This window comes from Arthrobacter sp. BGA-UO-ETr-C19, assembly GCF_059568005.1.
This window is the reverse complement of sequence record NZ_JCAQPC010000004.1, coordinates 1-18,307: the sequence shown is the minus strand read 5'-3', so window position 1 is coordinate 18,307 and position 18,307 is coordinate 1. Positions and strand designations below refer to the sequence as shown.

16 protein-coding genes are annotated in these 18,307 nt (G+C 63.5%); 12 read left to right on the top strand and 4 right to left on the bottom strand.

The features are described 5' to 3' along the window. The first annotated feature begins 214 nt into the window (after positions 1-214). The 4 genes from AC57BR_RS00260 (at position 215) to chcC2 (ending at position 4,985) form a co-directional block, all read left to right on the top strand. On the top strand, positions 215-1,012 hold the full coding sequence (locus AC57BR_RS00260) for an IclR family transcriptional regulator (protein WP_496357794.1): 798 nt from the start codon (positions 215-217) through the stop codon (positions 1,010-1,012). Between the two features lie 193 nt (positions 1,013-1,205). After that, complete coding sequence (gene chcC1, locus AC57BR_RS00255; protein WP_496357793.1) at positions 1,206-2,864, top strand: 4-oxocyclohexanecarboxylate 2-dehydrogenase; 1,659 nt, start codon at positions 1,206-1,208, stop codon at positions 2,862-2,864. Further along, entirely contained in the window at positions 2,861-3,208 is a 348-nt protein-coding gene (locus tag AC57BR_RS00250) for a Dabb family protein (RefSeq protein ID WP_496357792.1), read from the top strand. The genes chcC1 and AC57BR_RS00250 overlap by 4 nt, the downstream gene beginning before the upstream one ends. A gap of 10 nt (positions 3,209-3,218) precedes the next feature. Then, positions 3,219-4,985 (top strand): 4-oxocyclohex-2-ene-1-carboxylate 5-dehydrogenase, encoded by a 1,767-nt coding sequence (gene chcC2, locus AC57BR_RS00245; protein WP_496357791.1) that lies wholly within the window; start codon positions 3,219-3,221, stop codon positions 4,983-4,985. Positions 4,986-5,027: 42 nt separating this feature from the next. Here chcC2 and AC57BR_RS00240 read toward each other — a convergent pair whose 3' ends face one another. From AC57BR_RS00240 to AC57BR_RS00225, 4 genes are all read right to left on the bottom strand, one after another. Beyond that, positions 5,028-5,753, bottom strand: coding sequence for a FadR/GntR family transcriptional regulator (locus AC57BR_RS00240; RefSeq protein WP_496357790.1), 726 nt, complete (start codon positions 5,751-5,753; stop codon positions 5,028-5,030). Positions 5,754-6,138: 385 nt separating this feature from the next. Beyond that, complete coding sequence (locus tag AC57BR_RS00235; protein WP_496357789.1) at positions 6,139-6,861, bottom strand: FadR/GntR family transcriptional regulator; 723 nt, start codon at positions 6,859-6,861, stop codon at positions 6,139-6,141. Between the two features lie 4 nt (positions 6,862-6,865). Beyond that, the gene (locus AC57BR_RS00230) at positions 6,866-7,285 is read right to left on the bottom strand and encodes a Zn-ribbon domain-containing OB-fold protein (protein WP_496357788.1); all 420 of its coding nucleotides are present in this window, start codon (positions 7,283-7,285) and stop codon (positions 6,866-6,868) included. Next, positions 7,285-8,463 (bottom strand): thiolase family protein, encoded by a 1,179-nt coding sequence (locus tag AC57BR_RS00225; protein ID WP_496357787.1) that lies wholly within the window; start codon positions 8,461-8,463, stop codon positions 7,285-7,287. The genes AC57BR_RS00230 and AC57BR_RS00225 overlap by 1 nt, the downstream gene beginning before the upstream one ends. A gap of 128 nt (positions 8,464-8,591) precedes the next feature. Between AC57BR_RS00225 and AC57BR_RS00220 the strand changes: the two genes are divergently transcribed. The 8 genes from AC57BR_RS00220 (at position 8,592) to AC57BR_RS00185 (ending at position 18,198) form a co-directional block, all read left to right on the top strand. Further along, on the top strand, positions 8,592-10,826 hold the full coding sequence (locus tag AC57BR_RS00220; RefSeq protein WP_496357786.1) for an acetate--CoA ligase family protein: 2,235 nt from the start codon (positions 8,592-8,594) through the stop codon (positions 10,824-10,826). Further along, a complete protein-coding gene (locus tag AC57BR_RS00215; protein ID WP_496357785.1) occupies positions 10,811-11,299 on the top strand; it encodes a MaoC/PaaZ C-terminal domain-containing protein in 489 nt (162 codons plus the stop codon). Before AC57BR_RS00220 ends, AC57BR_RS00215 begins: the two co-directional genes overlap by 16 nt. Positions 11,300-11,356: 57 nt before the next feature. Continuing rightward, positions 11,357-12,514, top strand: coding sequence for an acyl-CoA dehydrogenase family protein (locus AC57BR_RS00210; protein WP_496357784.1), 1,158 nt, complete (start codon positions 11,357-11,359; stop codon positions 12,512-12,514). 100 nt (positions 12,515-12,614) lie between these two features. After that, positions 12,615-13,820 (top strand): MFS transporter, encoded by a 1,206-nt coding sequence (locus AC57BR_RS00205; RefSeq protein WP_496357783.1) that lies wholly within the window; start codon positions 12,615-12,617, stop codon positions 13,818-13,820. A 78-nt stretch (positions 13,821-13,898) separates the two neighbouring features. Continuing rightward, positions 13,899-14,681 carry an electron transfer flavoprotein subunit beta/FixA family protein gene (locus tag AC57BR_RS00200; protein ID WP_496357782.1) on the top strand — a complete coding sequence of 261 codons (783 nt, stop codon included), beginning with the start codon at positions 13,899-13,901 and terminating at the stop codon, positions 14,679-14,681. Positions 14,682-14,795: 114 nt separating this feature from the next. Further along, entirely contained in the window at positions 14,796-15,785 is a 990-nt protein-coding gene (locus AC57BR_RS00195; RefSeq protein ID WP_496357781.1) for an electron transfer flavoprotein subunit alpha/FixB family protein, read from the top strand. A gap of 646 nt (positions 15,786-16,431) precedes the next feature. Continuing rightward, positions 16,432-17,355, top strand: a complete 924-nt coding sequence (locus AC57BR_RS00190; protein WP_496357780.1) for a cytochrome b/b6 domain-containing protein — start codon at positions 16,432-16,434, stop codon at positions 17,353-17,355. A gap of 594 nt (positions 17,356-17,949) precedes the next feature. Next, on the top strand, positions 17,950-18,198 hold the full coding sequence (locus tag AC57BR_RS00185; protein ID WP_496357779.1) for a hypothetical protein: 249 nt from the start codon (positions 17,950-17,952) through the stop codon (positions 18,196-18,198). Positions 18,199-18,307 lie beyond the last annotated feature (109 nt).

Here is an 18,307-nt window from a genome sequence, read left to right as displayed (position 1 = left end):
GGAACCATTGAGACAATAATAGTGATCCAAGCCATATAGTCAATACCGGACGGGGCGCAGCGCTGCCAGAGGAGAAGGTCTTTCATAGCACGCACGGCATCTGGCAGGCAGGGTCCTTCGTGCCGCCGCACGCTTTGCGCTCCGACTAATGCCACCCGGGCTGGTGTTCCGTTCAACGGTATGATAAATGTACCTTCCGTATTGAGAGGCGTCCGTGGCCAATTCAACCTCCGGGGAATCCGTCATACACCGTGTCGTGCGGATTCTGGGTGCGTTCGCCGATGACGCCCCTGCTCTTCCTTTGCGGGAGCTAAGCCGTAAAGTCGATCTGCCGGTATCCACCGTGCACCGACTCGTAGGGGAACTGGAGATTGAGGGCCTGCTGGTCCGGGACCCGTCCGGACGGTTGCGGCATGGCCACCGGCTCTGGGAATTGGCCTCCCGCGGCTCCCGGGCCGCGAGCCTTCGTGAGTCCGCCCTGCCGGTCATGGAGGATCTTGCCGCCCATACCGGCCACAACATGTCGCTGGGGGTACTCGAGGGCACTGATGTGCTGTACGTTGAGCGCCTGGTGCTGAACGAATCCGTCGTCAACATCACCAAGATCGCCGGCCGCCTGCCGGTCCACGGCTGTTCGGGCGGTCTGGTCTTCATGGCGTTCGCCCCAGAAGCGGACCAGGAACGGTTCTTGAGCCGACGGCTGGAGAAACTGACCGATGCCACCGTGACGGATCCCCAGGAGCTGCGAAAAGTCCTGGCCATCATCCGCCAGACCGGATATTGCTCCATGGCCGGAATCATCGTGGACGAGTCAAGTGGGATCTCGGTGCCGATCTTCGCCGAGGGAGAACAACCCCTGGCGTGCCTCACCGCTATTGTCACCAGGGGCCAGGAAAATGTTCCCGCCCTCGTACCCCAAATGCAAATGGCCGCCCGCGCCGTAACCCGCCGCCTTGGTTACAACCCGGCACCGATCAGTCCAATGGGCCGGAGGCTCGCCGCGCCGAACTGAGCGCTCCCTTGGGCCCACACGTTGCGGCTATGGGTCTTCTTGCTGGAAAGCGCAGCGCCTGCTCCAATCCCGAACCTGCTGTTCGAATGAATGGAACACCATGTGGGCCTGGCACCTGTGAACATGCCACGATCAGGGCATTGCTCCAGCCATCCCCGCTGGAGGTGAGACCCATGGAGAGTGAAAGAACCACATGCGCATCCTCAATGCTGAGAACGCCGGCCGCTATGACGTCGTCGTGGTGGGCTCCGGTGCGGGCGCACTCACAGCCGCTGCCACCGCAGCCCATGCGGGCAAGTCTGTGATCGTTCTGGAGAAGTCGGAGCTGCTGGGAGGCACCTCCGCCGTGTCGGGAGGCATGCTCTGGGTGGTGGACAACCACTATGCCCGCGAAGCAGGCATCAGCGACTCCAAGTCCGCCGGCCGCGACTATGTGGAGGCTGTGGCCCGCGGCCGCGGCCGCTCCGAACTGCTCGACGCAGCCCTGGACCACGGCGACACTATGCTCCGGTTCGCTGCCGACGAGCTCGGCGTGCGGTTCATTTTTTTGGACAACTTTCCGGACTACCGCCAGGATCTGCCCGGGGCCGTTAAAGGCGGCAGGACGGTGGAACCCGAATTGTTCAACTGTCACGAGGCCCTCGGCCGGATCGCCGAACACGTCCGCACGGACGGCCGGCTCCCCTACACCATGCAGGAATACGAGGACTGGGGTGCCTTCACCGCCTTCCCCTGGGACGAACTGAACGAGCGCCAAGCCAACGGGTTTGCAGCCAAGGGCCACGCACTGGTAGCCATGCTCATTAGCGCATGCCTCAAAAATGGCGTCCATTTCGCCGTCGAGGCCCGGGCCGAAAGACTCCTCACCAGCGGGAGCGGCGTGACCGGCGTCGTACTCAGCGATGGCACCAAGGTGGAAGCCGGCGCAGGTGTGATGCTTGCCGCGGGCGGTTTCGAGTGGGACCGGCAACTGGCAGACTCCATGCTTGCCACCCGTCTCTACACCATGTGCTCCCCGCCCTCAAACACCGGGGACGCCCTCAAGATGGCCCAACGCATCGGCGCCATGACCCGCGGCACCCGCGAAGCCTGGTGGGCTCCCATGTCTCTGACCGGAACAATGCGGGACGGCGAACCCGTCGGTTCACTGCTGCGGTTTGAGCGCCAGGGCCCCGGCTCCATCATGATCAACCGCCACGGCCAGCGCTTCGCGAATGAAGCCCAGAACTACAACGACCTCGCGCGCGTGCTGCACTCCTGGGACTCGGCAAACAACCAGACTCTTAACACCCCTGCCCACGTGGTCTTCGACCAGTCCTATCTGGAGCGCTACGGCATCATGGACCACCGCGCCGGGCAGCCCACGCCCGACTGGCTCATTGAAGCACCGACCTTGGCCGACCTCGCCACCCGGATCAGCGTCCCCGCAGAGAACCTTGAAGCGACTGTGGCGCGGTTCAACGCCAACGCACTCACGGGCGAGGACCCGGACTTCGGCCGCGGGGCCTCGGAATACGACCGCTACTGGGGGGACGCGGACAACCAATGGCCGAACCCCTCGCTGGGTCCCCTGCAGTACGGTCCTTACTACGCCCTCGAGGTGGTCAACGGCGCCTTCGGGACATGCGGAGGCGTGGCCACTGACGGCAATGGCCAGGTCCTGGACGTCGATGGGAACCCCATCCCGGGCCTCTTCGCCGCAGGAAACACCACTGAGAGCCCCTACGCTGCCGGATACCCTGGTGCCGGGGCCACCCTGGGTCCGCTGATGACCATGGCGTACCTCGCCGGGCGCCGGCTTGCCGGCCAACCGGCCCAGTACACGGCCGACGCCGAGGCGGTGTCTGCATGATCCGGCACATCGTGATGTTCCGTTGGAAGGACAGCTTCACCGATGAAATCCGCGCCAGCTGGATCGCCGGCCTGGAGCAGCTGGAAGGCAACATCCCCGGCCTGCTTGCACTGGTCCACGGACCTGATGTTTTAAAGACGGACAAATCATGGGACCACGTCATCGTTGCGGACTTCGAGGACCGCAACGCCCTCACCGTCTACAACACCCATCCCCTCCACGAGGCCATCAAGCCCTACTCCCTGCCTAACGTGCAGGACCTGGCCTACGTGGACCTCGAACTTGACGGTGCAGCAACGCTGCTCCCCTCTTCGGGCAACGCTGCCTTGACCTCCAACCGCTAGGAAAACGACCGTGACTGAGACCTCCACACCCATCTACCGCTGCGACATACTCGTCGTCGGCTCCGGTGCGGCCGGCATGGCAACCGCACTGCGGGCAGCCCACGACGGCTTGAACGTCATCGTTGCCGAAAAGTCCCCGCACTTTGGCGGCACCACTGCGCTATCCGCAGGGTGGGCCTGGGTCCCCGGCAACCGCAAGGGGGCCAAGGCCACCGGGGACACCCGTGCCGAGGCCGAAACGTACCTGAAGGCCCTTGCGCCGAATACTTTCAACGAAGACGGCGTCACCGGATTCCTGGACACTGTTCCCGAAGCCATTGACTTCTTCGAGGACCACACCAGGGTCACCTTCAGCTATCCGGAGAAGGCACCGGATTACAAGATGGACTTACCGGGCGCGAAACTGGGCGGCCGCGCCATCCTGCCCACCGACGCGGACATCCGCATGCTCGGCAGCCGCCGCAAGGAACTTCAGCCGTACCTGAGCTCCTACACTGTTTTCGGCTACATGCCACAGGTCGGACCGGACCTGAGCACGATCCTGAAGGCCAACCAGTCGTTCAAGGCCTTTACCTACACCGCCGGCAAGCTGCTGAGGACTTGGGCGGACACGGCCCTCTTCCAGCAGCCCCTGAGGCGTACCAACGGCTCGGCCCTGATGACACGGATGGTCGCTTCCGCCCTGGACGCCGGCGTGCGCGTGTGGACCTCCACTCCCGTGGAGCACCTGGTTAGTGACGACGCCGGCACGGTCACCGGCGCGATGCTCGGCGGCCAACATACAGGCCGGGTGCAGGCAAGGTTGGGCGTGGTGTTGGCCGGCGGCGGCTTCTCCGGGGACGCTGCTTTGCGCAGGCAGTACTTTCCGCATGACCGTAACGGGGGGGAGCATTTCACGCCCACCCAGGGCCACGATGGCTCCTCTGCGCGCATGGCCATAGAGGCCGGAGGCAGGATCAGCGCCGAGGTCTCGTCGGTCGGCTCCTGGGCCCCGGTCACGGTATTCAAATATCTGAGCACCGGCGCGGAGAGGCTCTTCCCGCACCTGCGCCAGATCGGGCTGCCGGGCATGATCACGGTAGACCGCCACGGTAAGCGCTTCGGGAACGAAGCCCTGAGCTACCACGATTTCGGCGGGCAGATGCTGGCGCACATGAAGGACGAGGACTCGGTCTACGCCTGGATTGTGGGCGACCGGAAGCTCATGGACAAGTACGGCATCGGCTATGCCAAACCCTGGCCAATCCCCCGCGCGCTCTTCTACAAGATGGGCTACCTGGTCAAGGGCAGCACCTTGGAGAAGCTGGCACGGAAAATCGGGGTGGACGCAGCCGGGCTGAGGGCCACCATCGAGCGCTTCAACCGGGATGCCGTGGCCGGCGAAGATACCGAGTTCGGCCGTGGCTCTACTGCCTACAACCACTTCCGTGGCGACATGGAGCATCAGCCCAACCCCAACCTGGCACCGCTGGACAAGGGCCCATTCTTTGCCGCCAAAGTGCGCATGGGTGACCTGGGCACCTTCGCCGGAATCGACGTCGACTCGCACAACGCGGTGATCCGGGCTGACGGATCACGAATCCCGGGACTGTTCTCTGTGGGAGCGGCAGCAGTCTCCGTATTCGGCGGCGGCTACCCAGGGTATGGCTCGCACATCGGCCCCGCCCTGGTGTTTGGTTACCGCATGGGACGGGACATCGCGGCGCTGGCCGCGGAGTCCGGCCGCGCCGTGCTGCGGAGCGTGCCGCCGGGATCGTCGTGTAATTCTGATCACTGATGCTCCGGAGCCCAGCCAAGGGCTCCGGAGCATCAGTCATTTTCAGCTGTGGAGGGAGACAGCAAAGATGCGGTCCTGCAGTGCCTTAAAGTGTTCAGCCAACACCTTTTTGGCAGTTTCAGGATCGCGATCCCGGACCGCCTGAACCAGGCGCGCACGGATATCGTGGGTTTCCATTCCCGCGGCTGGTCCGGACTTGAGGTGGAACTGCCGGGTCATTTCCAGCAGCGGCTCTGTCAATACCTCAAGCACGCGGTTATGGGCAAAGGCGGCGAGCTTCCGGTGAAAATCCATATGCAGAACCAGCCGGCGTTCATAACTTGGTTCGGAGCTCTCGGCACCCTTCGACTGCTCGGCAATGGCAGCCAATTCATCAATCTCTTCGTCGGTCGCATGGAGGCAGGCCCGCTCGACAGCATAAGTCTCCAGCACCAAGCGCACATCGATGAGGTCCGTGGCGTCGTACTGGTTAAGGTTGATCCCATCACGAATATTCTGGGACAGGGCAGCCGTATTCGAATCATTGAGGAACGCACCGCCTGTCGCCCCCTTCTTCAAGGTGACCAGGCCGGACACCTCCAACATACGGATAGCCTCGCGCACGGTGTTTCGGCTTACGCCCATTTGCTCCGCCAGCAACCGCTCGCTGGGAAGCTTTTGCCCGGGCCTGAGCTCGTTTGATTGGATGCGGTCGCGGATCTGCTTCATGATTGCATCGACGGCGCGGCGCGGCTGTACCTGCGCGAACGGCTGTGCTGAGAAATCCACTGTCCACCTTCGTTAAGCCTTGCGCGGGTGAGGCCAGGCCGTTTGAGTGACATCGCCACAGCGACAACTCTCCTCGAGCTGGCAGGCGTCGAAATCTCAACCCGCTTGTAATGGATCAACCATACAGAGTTGGCGGCCTAACCGCGACACATTGGCCTTTGCTGACGCATGTCCTTCACGAAGCCTTGACAGTGGGGTGATCTGGAAGTTCATCTTGCTGGGGCGATTCTCGGACCACCACGCGAATGACATCTCGTCGACAGCGAATGCAGTCGCGGGATGATCATGAAGGAACTGCAGAAAAATTGGACGTGCGAGCCGGCTTGAACGGCAAAGAGCAGTCCCGGGCGTACAACCCGGAACTGGCTTCCTTCGTGTCCGGGGGCTACCCGAGCGACCTGGCCCGGACGCTTCGGTGAAGCGCGTCAAAGTGCCGGGCCAATGCCTGCTGTGCGGCGACCGGATCGCGGTCCCGCAGTGCCTGGACGAGTTTGCGGCGGCTTCCGTGGGTCTCCAGTCCGCCGGTGGGGCCGGCGTCCTCGTGGAATTGCCGCGTGATCTCCAGGAGCGGTCCCATCAGCGCTTCGGAGATTCCATTGTGGGCGATTTGTGCGAGCTTCCGGTGAAACCGGATGTGGAGCTCCAGCCGATCGGCATATTCGATGTTGTTGGCTTCCGCTTCCTTTGAGGAACTGACAACGGCGGCCAGTTCCTCAATTTCAGCGTCCGTGGCATGCAGACACGCCTGCTGAGCAACGTAGTTAATCAGCACCGCCCGGACATCGATGAGCTCCTTGGCGTCGTATTGCCGCAGCCCCATCCCATCGAGCAGGCTTTGGGTCAGGGCGGCCGAATTCGAATCGTTGAGGAACGCGCCGCCGGTGGAGCCCTTTTTCAGGGTGACGAGACCGGAGGATTCCAGCATCCGGAGAGCTTCACGAAGAGTGTTACGGCTGACACCGAGCTGCTCCGCCAGGTCCCGTTCACTGGGCAGCCTTTCACCCGGCTTGAGCTCATTGGACTGGATCCGACGTCGAATCTGTTCGAGGATCTCATCCACCGCACGCCGGGGCCTGACGTTTGCGAATGGCTGGAATACCTCCGTCACGGCTTCATGCGACCAGCGGCCTGGCAGCAAAAGCGACCTGGTCGCTGTAGCGCAGGGCAACGATTTCCACCGGGGAGTCGAGCGGGGTTTCCACGGGTCCGAGGAACGCAGTGGCCAAACGGGGACCATCGTCCAGATCGACGATCGCCACCTGGTACGGCGTGAACTCCCTGAATACCTCTGGAGCCGCGTGGACCGAGGTCACCGAGTACAAGGTTCCGCGGCCCGACAGCTCCACCCATTCGATATTCCTGTTCCACGTGGCCGGATCGAAGTCCCTCGGCGGAAAGGTAATCGACCCGTCCGCGCCGGACCGGGTGGTGATAAAGCGGCCCTCCGCCAGGGCCTCCCAGAACGGGGTGGTAAAAGGGGTCTTACGCGGTGGGTACGGGTGGGGATGATCCAGCGTCACGGTGTTTATCATCAGGAAACCCTTTCAAGGATGTGTACAAGAGCTGCGTTGTAGTTGCCAAGTTCGGCGGTGGCGAGGCCGATCGCTGCGTCCTGGACTTGACGCCCGCCCGCCTGGTGCATCAGCTGCTCCACGGCTTCCAGGAGGTTGTACAGCGGGGTCACGTAGGCGGGGTGGCCCCGGGACGTCAGTCCACCCGAGGTGGAGATGGGAATGTCCCCGCCCAGGGAGGTCCTGCCTTCTGCCGCAAATTTGGCGCCGGCACCACGCGGAACAATTCCCAGCGCCTCGCTGACCAGGACTTCTACGATCGTGCAGGGTGCATAAGGTTCTGCAAAGTCCAGGTCGGAGGGCTTCAACCCGGCCTCGTCGAACGCCTGTCCACCGGCCTTCTGTGCTGCGTTCAGTGCGATCATGTCATTGGGTGTTGCCGTGATCTGGTGGGCGCCCTCATGGTGGAAGCCCGTGCCGCGGACCAGGACGTAGGGTCGGCCGCTGGCGCGGGCCACATCCTCGTCGGCCAGGACCAGGCATACTGCCCCGTCACTTCGCGGAGGCACTTCGTAGAGCCCCAGGGGGTGGACGATCGTCGGCTGGGCCAGGACCTCTTCGAGGGTAATGGGCTTGCGGTATTGTGCCAGCGGATTCAGGCTGGCATGGTGGCGGTTCTTCACTGCCACAGTGGCTACGTCTTCGCGGGTCGCGCCAAACTCGTGCAAGTAGCGCATCATGTCCATGGCGTACCAGGCGATGGGCGTGATCCCAAAGGGGGCTTGGAAGTCCACGTCCCCGACGGCGCGCATGGAGCTCATCATGTGCTCGCCGGAGGTCACAGCGGTTTCGTAGTTCACGCCGAGGGCCAGCGCCACCTTGGCACGCCCCGAACGGATGTTGTCGGCAGCATGCTCAAAGGCGAGGCCACCAGTCATCCCGTTGCCAAGGACCTCAGCCACGAACCCGTCGCAGGGAAGCTGCAAATAGCTGGCCATGAATGTCCCGAAGTACTTTTGCTGGGTATACGGACGCGGCTGCGCGAAGCTCAGACCCCCAATATCGGTCTTGTCCACTTGGGCCATCTCAACGGCCCGGAGCACGACGTCGGCCAGGACCTCGTGCTCAAGGGAGCCGACTTCCCCTGGTCGTGGCTGTAACCGGCCTACCGGTGTTGCCGCGTATCCAATGACTGCCACTCTGCCCATTCTTTGCTCCTGACGAATCCTGGCCGTTTCTGTGCGGCGGCCTTGAAGGAATGCTCTTGACGTATCTTGAGACTAACGCCACAATTGCAATGGTTCAACCCTTGACACTCAGGAGAGACATGATTCAGCAGCGGCCCCTGTACGGGCGCGACGATCTGCGCCGGCTCATTGAGCCGAAGAGCATCGCCGTGGTGGGCGCATCGCCCACCGAAGGCAGCTTCGGGCGCCGGACACTAGAGAACCTCGCCAACTTCACGGGGACCGTCTATGGCATCCATCCGAAGCACAGCGAGATCCTCGGCCGGCCCACCTTTGCCAACCTGGCCGACCTCCCGGAGGTCCCTGACTGCGTCATCGTCTGCGTGGGCCAGCACCTGGCAGAGCCGGTCATCCAGGAAGCCGCCCGCCTGGGCATAGGAGGGGCCGTGGTTTACGCCTCCGGCTACCGGGAAACCGGGGATGTTGACGGCGAAGCTGCGCAGCTCCGTCTGCTCGACACCGCCCGGCAAGGCGGGCTGCGGCTCGCCGGCCCCAACTGCATCGGCATGGTGAATGCCCAGAGCAAGGCCGCCATGAACTTCATGACCGACTGCGGACGCATGATTTCAGGTGAGGCCGGCAGCATCTCCCTGGTTTCGCAGAGCGGCGCTCTCGGATACTCACTCCTGCAGGGCGTCCACCGCGGCATGGGCTTCAGTAAATTCCTCGCCTGCGGAAACTCGGTGGATGTGGACGTCGCAGACTACGTCTCCTACCTTGCGGAGGACCCGGACACCTCAGTCATCGTCTGCCTGCTGGAAGGCATCTCGAACGGCCGCCGCTTCATAGACGCCATCCTGAAGGCCGGCCGGGCCGGGAAACCCGTCATCGTCTACAAAGCCGCCAACGGCGAGGCCAGCAGCCAGGCCGCCTTGTCCCACACCGGGACACTCGCCGGTTCCGCCGACGCTTACCGCTCAGCCTTCCGCCGGGCCGGCGCCGTCCTGGTCGAGGACTTCGAGGCGCTCCTGGAAGTCGCCACATTCTTCGCCCGCAATCCCCAGGGTCCGAACGGGGAAGGCGTGGGGATAATGGCAACCTCCGGCGGGGCAGGAGTGATCTGCGCCGACAAGGCCGAAGAAAACGGCCTGCCACTGACTCCGCTGGACGACGCTACCGCTGCCATCCTCCAGGACATCGTCCCGGGTTTCGGTTCCATGGCCAACCCGGCGGACCTTACCGCCGAGGTACTCAAGGACATCTCCACGTTCAAAACAGCAGTGACCTCCTTCTGCGACGATCCCGGTTATGGGGCCGTGGTGGTGCCACTAACCTTTGTCCACGAAACAACCACAGGCGTGCGGGCCCGGTACCTTGCAGAGGTGGCCAGCGAAACCTCGACGGCGCTGGCCGCCGTCTGGATGAACGAGTGGCTGGAAGGGCCGGGCAGCCGCGACCTGGACAGCGACGCCTCCGTCACCGTTTTCCGGTCCCCCTCCCGGTGCATGTGGACGATCCGACGGTGGATGGACTGGCACGCCCGCACCGACTGGTCAGCATTGTCAGAGCCCGCCGCGAATGCCGTATCCGGAAATCCCGCGGCCGGACTGCTGGAGGCTGCGACCACCGAGGCGGCTGCCCTGACGGAAACTGCAGCCAAGGAGATCGTGGCCCGCTACGGCATCAAAGTCCCCGGGGAGCAGGTGGTCCAGACCCCGGACGAGGCAGTAACCGCTGCGGAATCCATGGGGTACCCGGTGGTACTTAAGGTCGTGTCCCCGGACATCCTGCATAAGTCCGAGGTAGGCGGCGTAAAGGTCGGGCTTGCCAGCGCCGATGAGGTCCACGACGCGTTCACCACCATGTCCACGCGCATAGTCTCAGAGGCCGCCCACGCCCATATCGTTGGCTACAGCGTGCAGCAGATGGCCGGAGACGGACCCGAAATCCTGCTCGGTGCCCGCTTCGACCCGGTATTCGGTCCCCTGGTGCTGCTCGGCACCGGGGGCACCTGGGTCGAGATCCTCAAGGACGTCAAGGTCTACCTCACCCCGCTCGACCGCCCGACGGCCCTTGAAGCCATAGCGGAGATGACGCTGGTCAAGGTCCTTGAGGGAGCCCGGGGCCAAGCCCCCTACGACATTGATGCCCTCGCCGACACCATCGTCGCGTTCTCACAGCTCGTCCGGGACCTCGACGGCCTGGCTACCGAAATCGAACTCAACCCCGTCCGCATCACCCGGGACCACGGACCCATGGCTGTGGACGCCCTCATCGTCCTGACACCTCGGGAACACGGCATCGCACCGCAACCGGTCGATGCCACACCGGTCGCCGCCCACGCAGAAGGGACAGCGGAATGGGCAAATGCGTAGAAGACTTCGTCGTCGGTGAAGTCAACGAAAGCCCGGCAAGAACGGTAACCGAGACGGACATTGTCATCTACTCGTGGATTTCCGGGGACTCGAACCCCATGCACACGGATGCCGAGTACGCCCGACGCTCCCCCCTGGGACAGAGGATCGCCCACGGAACCCTGGGCATGTCGATCGTCACCGGACTCAGCGCCCGCATGGGTGACTTCGACGGCACCGCCATCGCGGCGCTGGGCGTGGACGAATGGCAGTTCCTCGCACCGATCCTCATCGGGGACACCGTGCGGCTGCGCACCACCGTCCAGGGCACCAAGGTGACATCGAAACTCGACCGCGGCGTGGTCGTCAGGCTGATGGAGCTCGTGAATCAGGACGACACCGTAGTCCAGCGGGGCCTGATGAAGACCATGGCCTACACCAGGGCCGGGCTGGCAGGACAAGCGGCAACCGTGCCGGAACCCGCTGCCAACTAACGGCCCATCGGCACGACAAACACCGCAGCACAAATGACTACCACTGGAGACAAAACAATGAAGTTACTGGTCAACACCACGGGGCTCACCGAGGATCAGAAGGCGGTCCGCGAGGCGGTCCTGGAGATCCTGGAAGCAACGCTGCCCCGGGAAGAGATCCGTCGGATCGACGAAGCCAAGGAATTCCCGCATGCCGCCTACGATGCACTTGCAGAAAGTGGCTTCCTGGGACTCTTCTTCGCGGAGGAATACGGAGGCGCAAGCGCCAGCTACAAGGACATCACCAACTTTATGGAGACCCTCGGCTACCATTACGCCGGCATCGGGCAAGCGGTGATGATTACATCGATTTACGCTGGCGGGCACGTGGCGAAGTTCGGCACCGAGGAGCTCAAGCACCGGATCATCCCGGGCATCATCAACGGCTCGATCAAGATGTCCATCGCCATGTCCGAACCAGGAACCGGTTCTGACGTAGCCGGCCTTCGAACCAAGGCAGTCAGGAAGGATGGCGGCTGGGTACTCAACGGTACCAAGGTCTGGATCTCCGGCGCCCACGTGGCCGACTACCTCGTTGTGGTCGCCAAGACGGACCCGAACGCTGAGCGGCACCAAGGCTTCACCACCTTCCTGGTCAACACCAAGAGCGCCGGAGTGACAGTCAACCCGCTGCAAATGCTGGGGCGGCGCACCACACATGCCAACGAAGTTGTGCTGGAGAACGTCTTCGTCCCCGACGAAGACCGCATCGGTGAGGAGGGCAAAACCTGGAAGAACCTCATGAAGGCGCTCGGCCTGGAACGACTCGGCCTGGCCGCGATCTCGGCAGGGAACTGCTACCGGATCACGGAGGATGCCGCCGAGTACGCACAGCAGCGTATCCAGTTCGACCAGCCGATCTCCAAGTTCCAGGTGATCCAGCACAAACTGGTCGACATGTGGATCATGGCCGAGCAGGCACGCCAGGCCACCTACCGGGTGGCGGAACTGCTGGATGCCGGTGAGTCTGCCATCGAGGAGACCTCGATCGCCAAGATCATCGCCACAGAGAACAACTTCAAGGTCTCCGACATCGGCCTGCAGGTTTATGGCGGATCCGGCTACGCCATGGAATACGACATGCAAATGTACTTCCGGGATTCCCGCGTCGGCCCGATCGGCGGCGGTACCAACGAGATCCAGCGGAACGTCCTGGCCAAGAGGATGGGCCTCTGACCCACGACGACGGGCCGGCAGGCCCGCCCTCGCCCATGAGGCGTGACCACCATGACACTTCGTGCACAGCAGCACTGCAACAGGGACAGGGAGCCGGGCAATGGTAACCACTTCAAGGGTCATGACCACCCCGTGGGGCAAGCAACGGTTGGCCGCCTCGCTGTTCCTCGTCCTCGGCATGGACATGTTCATGGTCTCGCCGCTGCTGCCACAGATCAGCGCGGGCTTCGGGGTAAGCATCGGCGAGGCATCAGTGGTTGCGTGGAGTTTCTCCCTCGTTTACGCCCTGCTCAGCCCGGCAGTCGCCTTGGTCACCAACCGCTTCACACGGCGTTCGGCCATGTGGTTCGGCGCGGCGGTATTCAGTATCGGAGTTGTAGGGGCGGCGCTCATGCCAACGCTTGAACTGGTGGTAGCGGGCCGGGTGGTTGCTGCCGTAGGCGCCTCGATCATGGGCCCACCGGTGTGGTCATTTGCGACAGAGACTGCGGCACCCCACGAGGCGGGCAAGGCCGTAGCGGGCGTGGCATCGACCTTTGCTGCCGGGCAGATCATAGGTGTTCCCCTGGGAGGACTTATCGCCTCCTTCGCATCGTGGCGGTGGACCTTCCTGGCAATCAGCGTGTTCGGTGCAGCGCTGGCTGTGCTGATCGGGCTGCGTTTGGGCAAGGAAGCCCGTGTCCCGGAGAAGGTCGGGATCACGGCGGCGTTCGCGGACTCCTTGAATTTGTGGGCTCGGCAGGAGTTCAGCCTCCTGTTGACGGCGAATTTCTTTGCGCAGGCCACCCGCTATGCCACCTACACCTTCGCCGGGGCGTTACTCTTCACCCGGTTCGGCCTGGATACGGCCCAGCTCGGTCTCGTGGGGGCGACCGTAGGAGTGGGTTCCCTGATAGGAGCCACCATCGGAGGCCGTCTCGTGGACTCAGTTCGAGCCCGGAAAGGCTCGCAACAGTTGTTGAACCTTGTCTTCGCCGTTGTGATGACCGCCTTCATCACACTGGCTACCGCGTCGGGTCACCTCTGGTTGTCCCTGGCCGGCTGGGGATTGACCTTTGCGGCAGGATCAGCCTTCGTCAGTAACGGCCAGGAAATGCTGGCCCACTCGGCCGGCAAGAACCGCACCTATGCACTGTCATGGAACAACTCCGCCCTATACGCCGGCACGGCCCTAGGCACGTTTGCACTGGGCCTTGTTCCGTTGGGCACGACGCCGTTCGTGGTGATGTCCGGCGGTTTCGGGGCCTTGACCCTGGTTGCCAGCGCCCTCCTATGGCAAGTAACAAACCGGTCCAACCGTCGCTGAGCTATTGCTCAGCTCTCCGTCCCCTCAGCAGTGACAGCCTTGGGACCCGATGAAAGCGTTATTAGAAGGAGAACTGAAGTGAAGATTGTCGTGTTGGTTAAGCAAGTTCCGGATACCTGGTCGAACCGGAAGATTGATTTGGAGTCCGGACTGTTGGACCGGACCGCGTCCGATCCGATACCGGACGAGATCAACGAGCGTGCCTTGGAAAATGCGCTGCTGGTCAAGGACGCCAATAAGGATACGGAAGTAGTGGTGTTGGCCATGGGTCCGGAGGACGCCAACAAGGCGCTCCGGAAGCTGTTGTCGATGGGCGCGGATTCGGCGGTGCTCGTCAACGACCCGGCCCTGCCGGGGTCGGACATGGTCCAGACCTCCCGCGTACTGGCCGCCGCGATCGACAAGATCGGCGCGGTCGATGTGGTGCTGGCCGGCAACGAGGCCACCGACGGGCGGGGAGGAATGGTCCCGGCGATGATTGCGGAGATTCTGGGCTGGCCAGTGCTGCCGGGACTGGACGAAGTTGCCATCACCACCAGCGAAGCGTCGGGACGGGCCCAGGTGGACGGAGGCACGCTCCGGGTGGCCGCGGGGTACCCGGCGGTGATCTCCGTGACGGAGAAAACCGCGGAGGCCAGGTTCCCGAACTTCAAAGGCATCATGGCGGCCAAGAAGAAGCCGCTGGAGACGTGGTCCTTAGCTGACCTGGGAATCCAGGCCGGGCCGGAGGCCGCGGCCGTGCGTTCGGTGATGGTCTCGGCTGCGGCGCGCCCACCCAAGCAGGCCGGCCCGAAAATCCCAGACGACGGCACTGCAGCAGCCCAGCTGGCCGACTTTTTGGTCTCGAACCGCCTGCTCTGACCGGGCACACACTCCCTGTCCTGTCTTTAGTCGTATCCCTAAGGCCCAACACGGCCCCACCGCAGCCCCCGGCGTCCCTGGCCGGTGCTACCCAAGAGGTAAAAGGAACCCATCATGGCAAACATTGGAAATGTACTCGTGTTGATCGAGACCACCGGCGCGGGATCGCCCAAGTCGACAGCGGCGTCCCTGCTCGGGGCGGCAGCCGGACTCGGCATCCCCGTAGCTGTCGTGGTCGCCGCCCCCGGGACCGATGAGGACCTGCCTGCCCGGCTGGGGGCGCTAGGCGCCGCCCACGTCTACGTGGCCGAAGCCGACCCTGCGGCCACAGGCTTGGGCTCAGCACAGGTCGGTGCCCTGGCCGACGCGATCCAGGCCTACTCGGCACGCGTGGTGCTGGTACCTGCAACCAACGACTCGAAGGCAGTGGCCGGCCGATTGGCCATCGTAACCGGTGGATCTGTGGCCGCGGACGCAGTCGCTGTGCGCTACGACGAGGACGACCAGGAGGCCATCGCCTCACACGCGGTCTTCGGTGGCGACTTCACCACCGAGTCCACCGTGGAGGGCGGGCTGATGATCGTGACCGTGCGTCCAGGCTCGGTCGAAGCCCGCGCGCAGGCTGTGGAAGCCCCGCAGGTCACCACAGCGCCCGTGGCAACCCGGGTGGCTCCCGGAGCGAAGATCGTCGAGCTCACGGATATTCCGGCCGACACCGGCCGGCCGGTGCTGCGCGGGGCCAAGGCCGTGGTTTCCGGCGGCCGGGGTGTTGGATCCAAAGACGCTTTCTCTCTCGTGGAGGATCTCGCTGACTCTCTTGGCGCCGCAGTGGGTGCTTCCCGGGCGGCAGTGGATGCCGGATACGTGCCGCAGTCCTACCAGGTCGGCCAGACCGGCGTGACCGTGACACCCCAACTGTACGTAGCCCTGGGGATCTCCGGAGCGATCCAGCACCGCGCCGGAATGCAGACCGCCAAGACAATCGTGGCAATCAACAGCGACGAAGACGCCCCAATCTTCGACATCGCTGACTTCGGGGTCGTCGGGGATATCTTCGCCGTGGTCCCGCAGCTCATCAAGGAAATCAACAACCGCCGCAATTGACAGCACGCCCGGACGCAGCCGCGGGCCATCCCATCCCCCGAACCAAGGACAGAGACTTACCATGACCAGCGATCACAACCCAGGCAGGCCCACGGCACGGCGCCGCATGGCAGGCTACAAGCCGCTGGACACTCCCCCAGGCGTGCCGGCAAGCGACACACGGCCCACCTCCACGCCGGACAAACAGGAACCCGACCATGGGTCCTCGCCCCTTCCGGCGCCGGCCCCGGCAGCCGAACACCTGGCGGAGCACCCCCTGCCCACACCCGGCCCCACTGCGGCAACATCATCGAGCTCCCTGACGCCGGCGGATTCACCGGCCGCAGCACACAGCCAAGCCACTGCAGACACGACTAGGCCAGCGACGGTGGGAGCGGCACCTTCTGCACGGAAACGGCGCATGGGCAATACCCCGACATCTTCCGAGGCCCCGTCAGCCGCGGCAACATCCACCCAGGACGCCCGGGGCACGGCCACGTCGGAAACTCAAAAAAATGTTGCTCCGAAAACACGTATGGGAAGCGCCCCAGCTTCCAAGCCAGCTGCGGAACCGTCCGCCGCGCAAACCCATGCTGCCGCCCAGACCCCGCCGGGCGCGGGGAGCCCCGCCGCCACCCAAGGCACTGGCACCCCCACCACGACCCGAATGGCCCAGCCATCGACCGCTCGGCGGAGGTGGCTGAAGCCAGCCCTGACTGTCGCCGGGCTGCTGGTTGTGGCTGCAGCGGTCGTGTTGGGCGTCCGGTGGCTGCGGACCCTGGAGGGTGTGCAACAGTTCATTGCGACCTATGACGGGCACGCCTCCCAACCGACGTCCGCCCCTGAGGGCATCCCAGCCTGGTTGGGCTGGCAGCACTTCCTGAATATGTTCTTCATCGTCCTGATCATCCGCACCGGCCTGCAGGTCCGCACCGAGCGCAAACCCCCCGGCTATTGGACGGCGAAGAAGAACTCCTTCTTCGCTCCAAGGGGCAACAGCCCGAAGAAGGTCTCCTTGACCCAATGGCTACACCAGTGCCTGGACGTACTCTGGGTCGCCAACGGCCTGGTGTTCGTGGTGCTGTTGTTCGCCACCGGGCAGTGGATGCGGATCGTGCCCACCCACTGGGACGCCATCCCCAACATGGCCTCCGCAGCCATCCAATACGCCTCCCTGGACTGGCCCTCAGAGAACGGGTGGGCACACTACAACGCCCTTCAGGTCATGGCCTACTTCGTCACCGTATTCATCGCTGCCCCACTGGCTGTCCTCTCCGGGATGCGGTTCTCCACCTGGTGGCCGGAGAAAGCCGAACGGCTCAACAAGGCCTACCCGGTGGAGTGGGCCCGTGCAGTGCACTTCCCGGTGATGCTCTACTTCGTGGCGTTCACCATCGTGCACATCTTCCTGGTCTTCTTCACTGGGGCACTACGGAACCTGAACCACATGTACACCTCCCGGGACCTTGTGGACTGGTGGGGCCTAGTGGTCTTCCTAGCATCGCTGGCCGTGGTCGCTGCCGCCTGGTTCCTCACCCAACCACTGTTCACCACACCAATCGCCACCCGCATGGGCAAGGTCAGCAAATAACCCAACACCCCCGGGACCGTCTTCCCTGTACCTGCCGCCTTCTGCTGCCCTATCCCCTAGATCTTCAGGCTCTCTTCGTACAACACACCGCAATTAGCGGTGCATCAACCCCTACTTCTCCTCTTAGGACCGTTATGACTACGCGAACCGAAACGCTCGCTATCCACACGGGTGAGCACTGCCCCAAGACTGGCTGGTGGCAACCCCTACAGTCAGAGGAGCAGGCCCAAACCATGCCGTCCCGGTTTCTCGGCCAGGGATGTGTCATGCCCGACGTGAACGGCATCTCCACCTTGTGGGTGCAAAGCCGTAATGCCCGCCTGCAGACCGACTATTAGCCTGCTGACGCTCTTGTCCTGCTCACGCGAGTGACTTCCCGAGGAAAGATCGATGCATCAGACATGCTCGCCACTCTGCTAGTTTGCCGAATTGACCGTCCAACGAACCCGAAGGTGTGACTCTTTGTCAATGACCGCTTCCGGCCACCACCCACGATCCGCCCCCGCCACAATGGGGCGCAACGAAACTGCGCCACTCTCAGATGGACCCAACTTGCCGGTCACGCGCCCGATGATAAGGGGCCATGTCGAGAAGATGATGAGGGTCAGCCTGCTCAGCGACCGCCCCGACGGGTTTCTTGGCGTTCACATGGGGTCCATGGACACCGGCCACTGGGTCCTCGATATGGACGGCCGGCCGACAGGGGCCGCCGCTGCAGTCATCCTGGATAACACCCTTTCAGCATCCCTCCGCATGAACGTAGATGACCTCGACTGGGTAGTTACCACCGAGCTGCACCTTAACTTCATGCGCCGGCTGCCCGCCGACGGCACGGGACTGTAAGAAAAACGGTGTGTGAGGGTCCGGCCTGATCCGAAAGGAGACGGCCGTGTCAGAGTCCACGACCGAGATGACAGGGGTGATGATCGATCCTGTGACGGGAGAGATCATC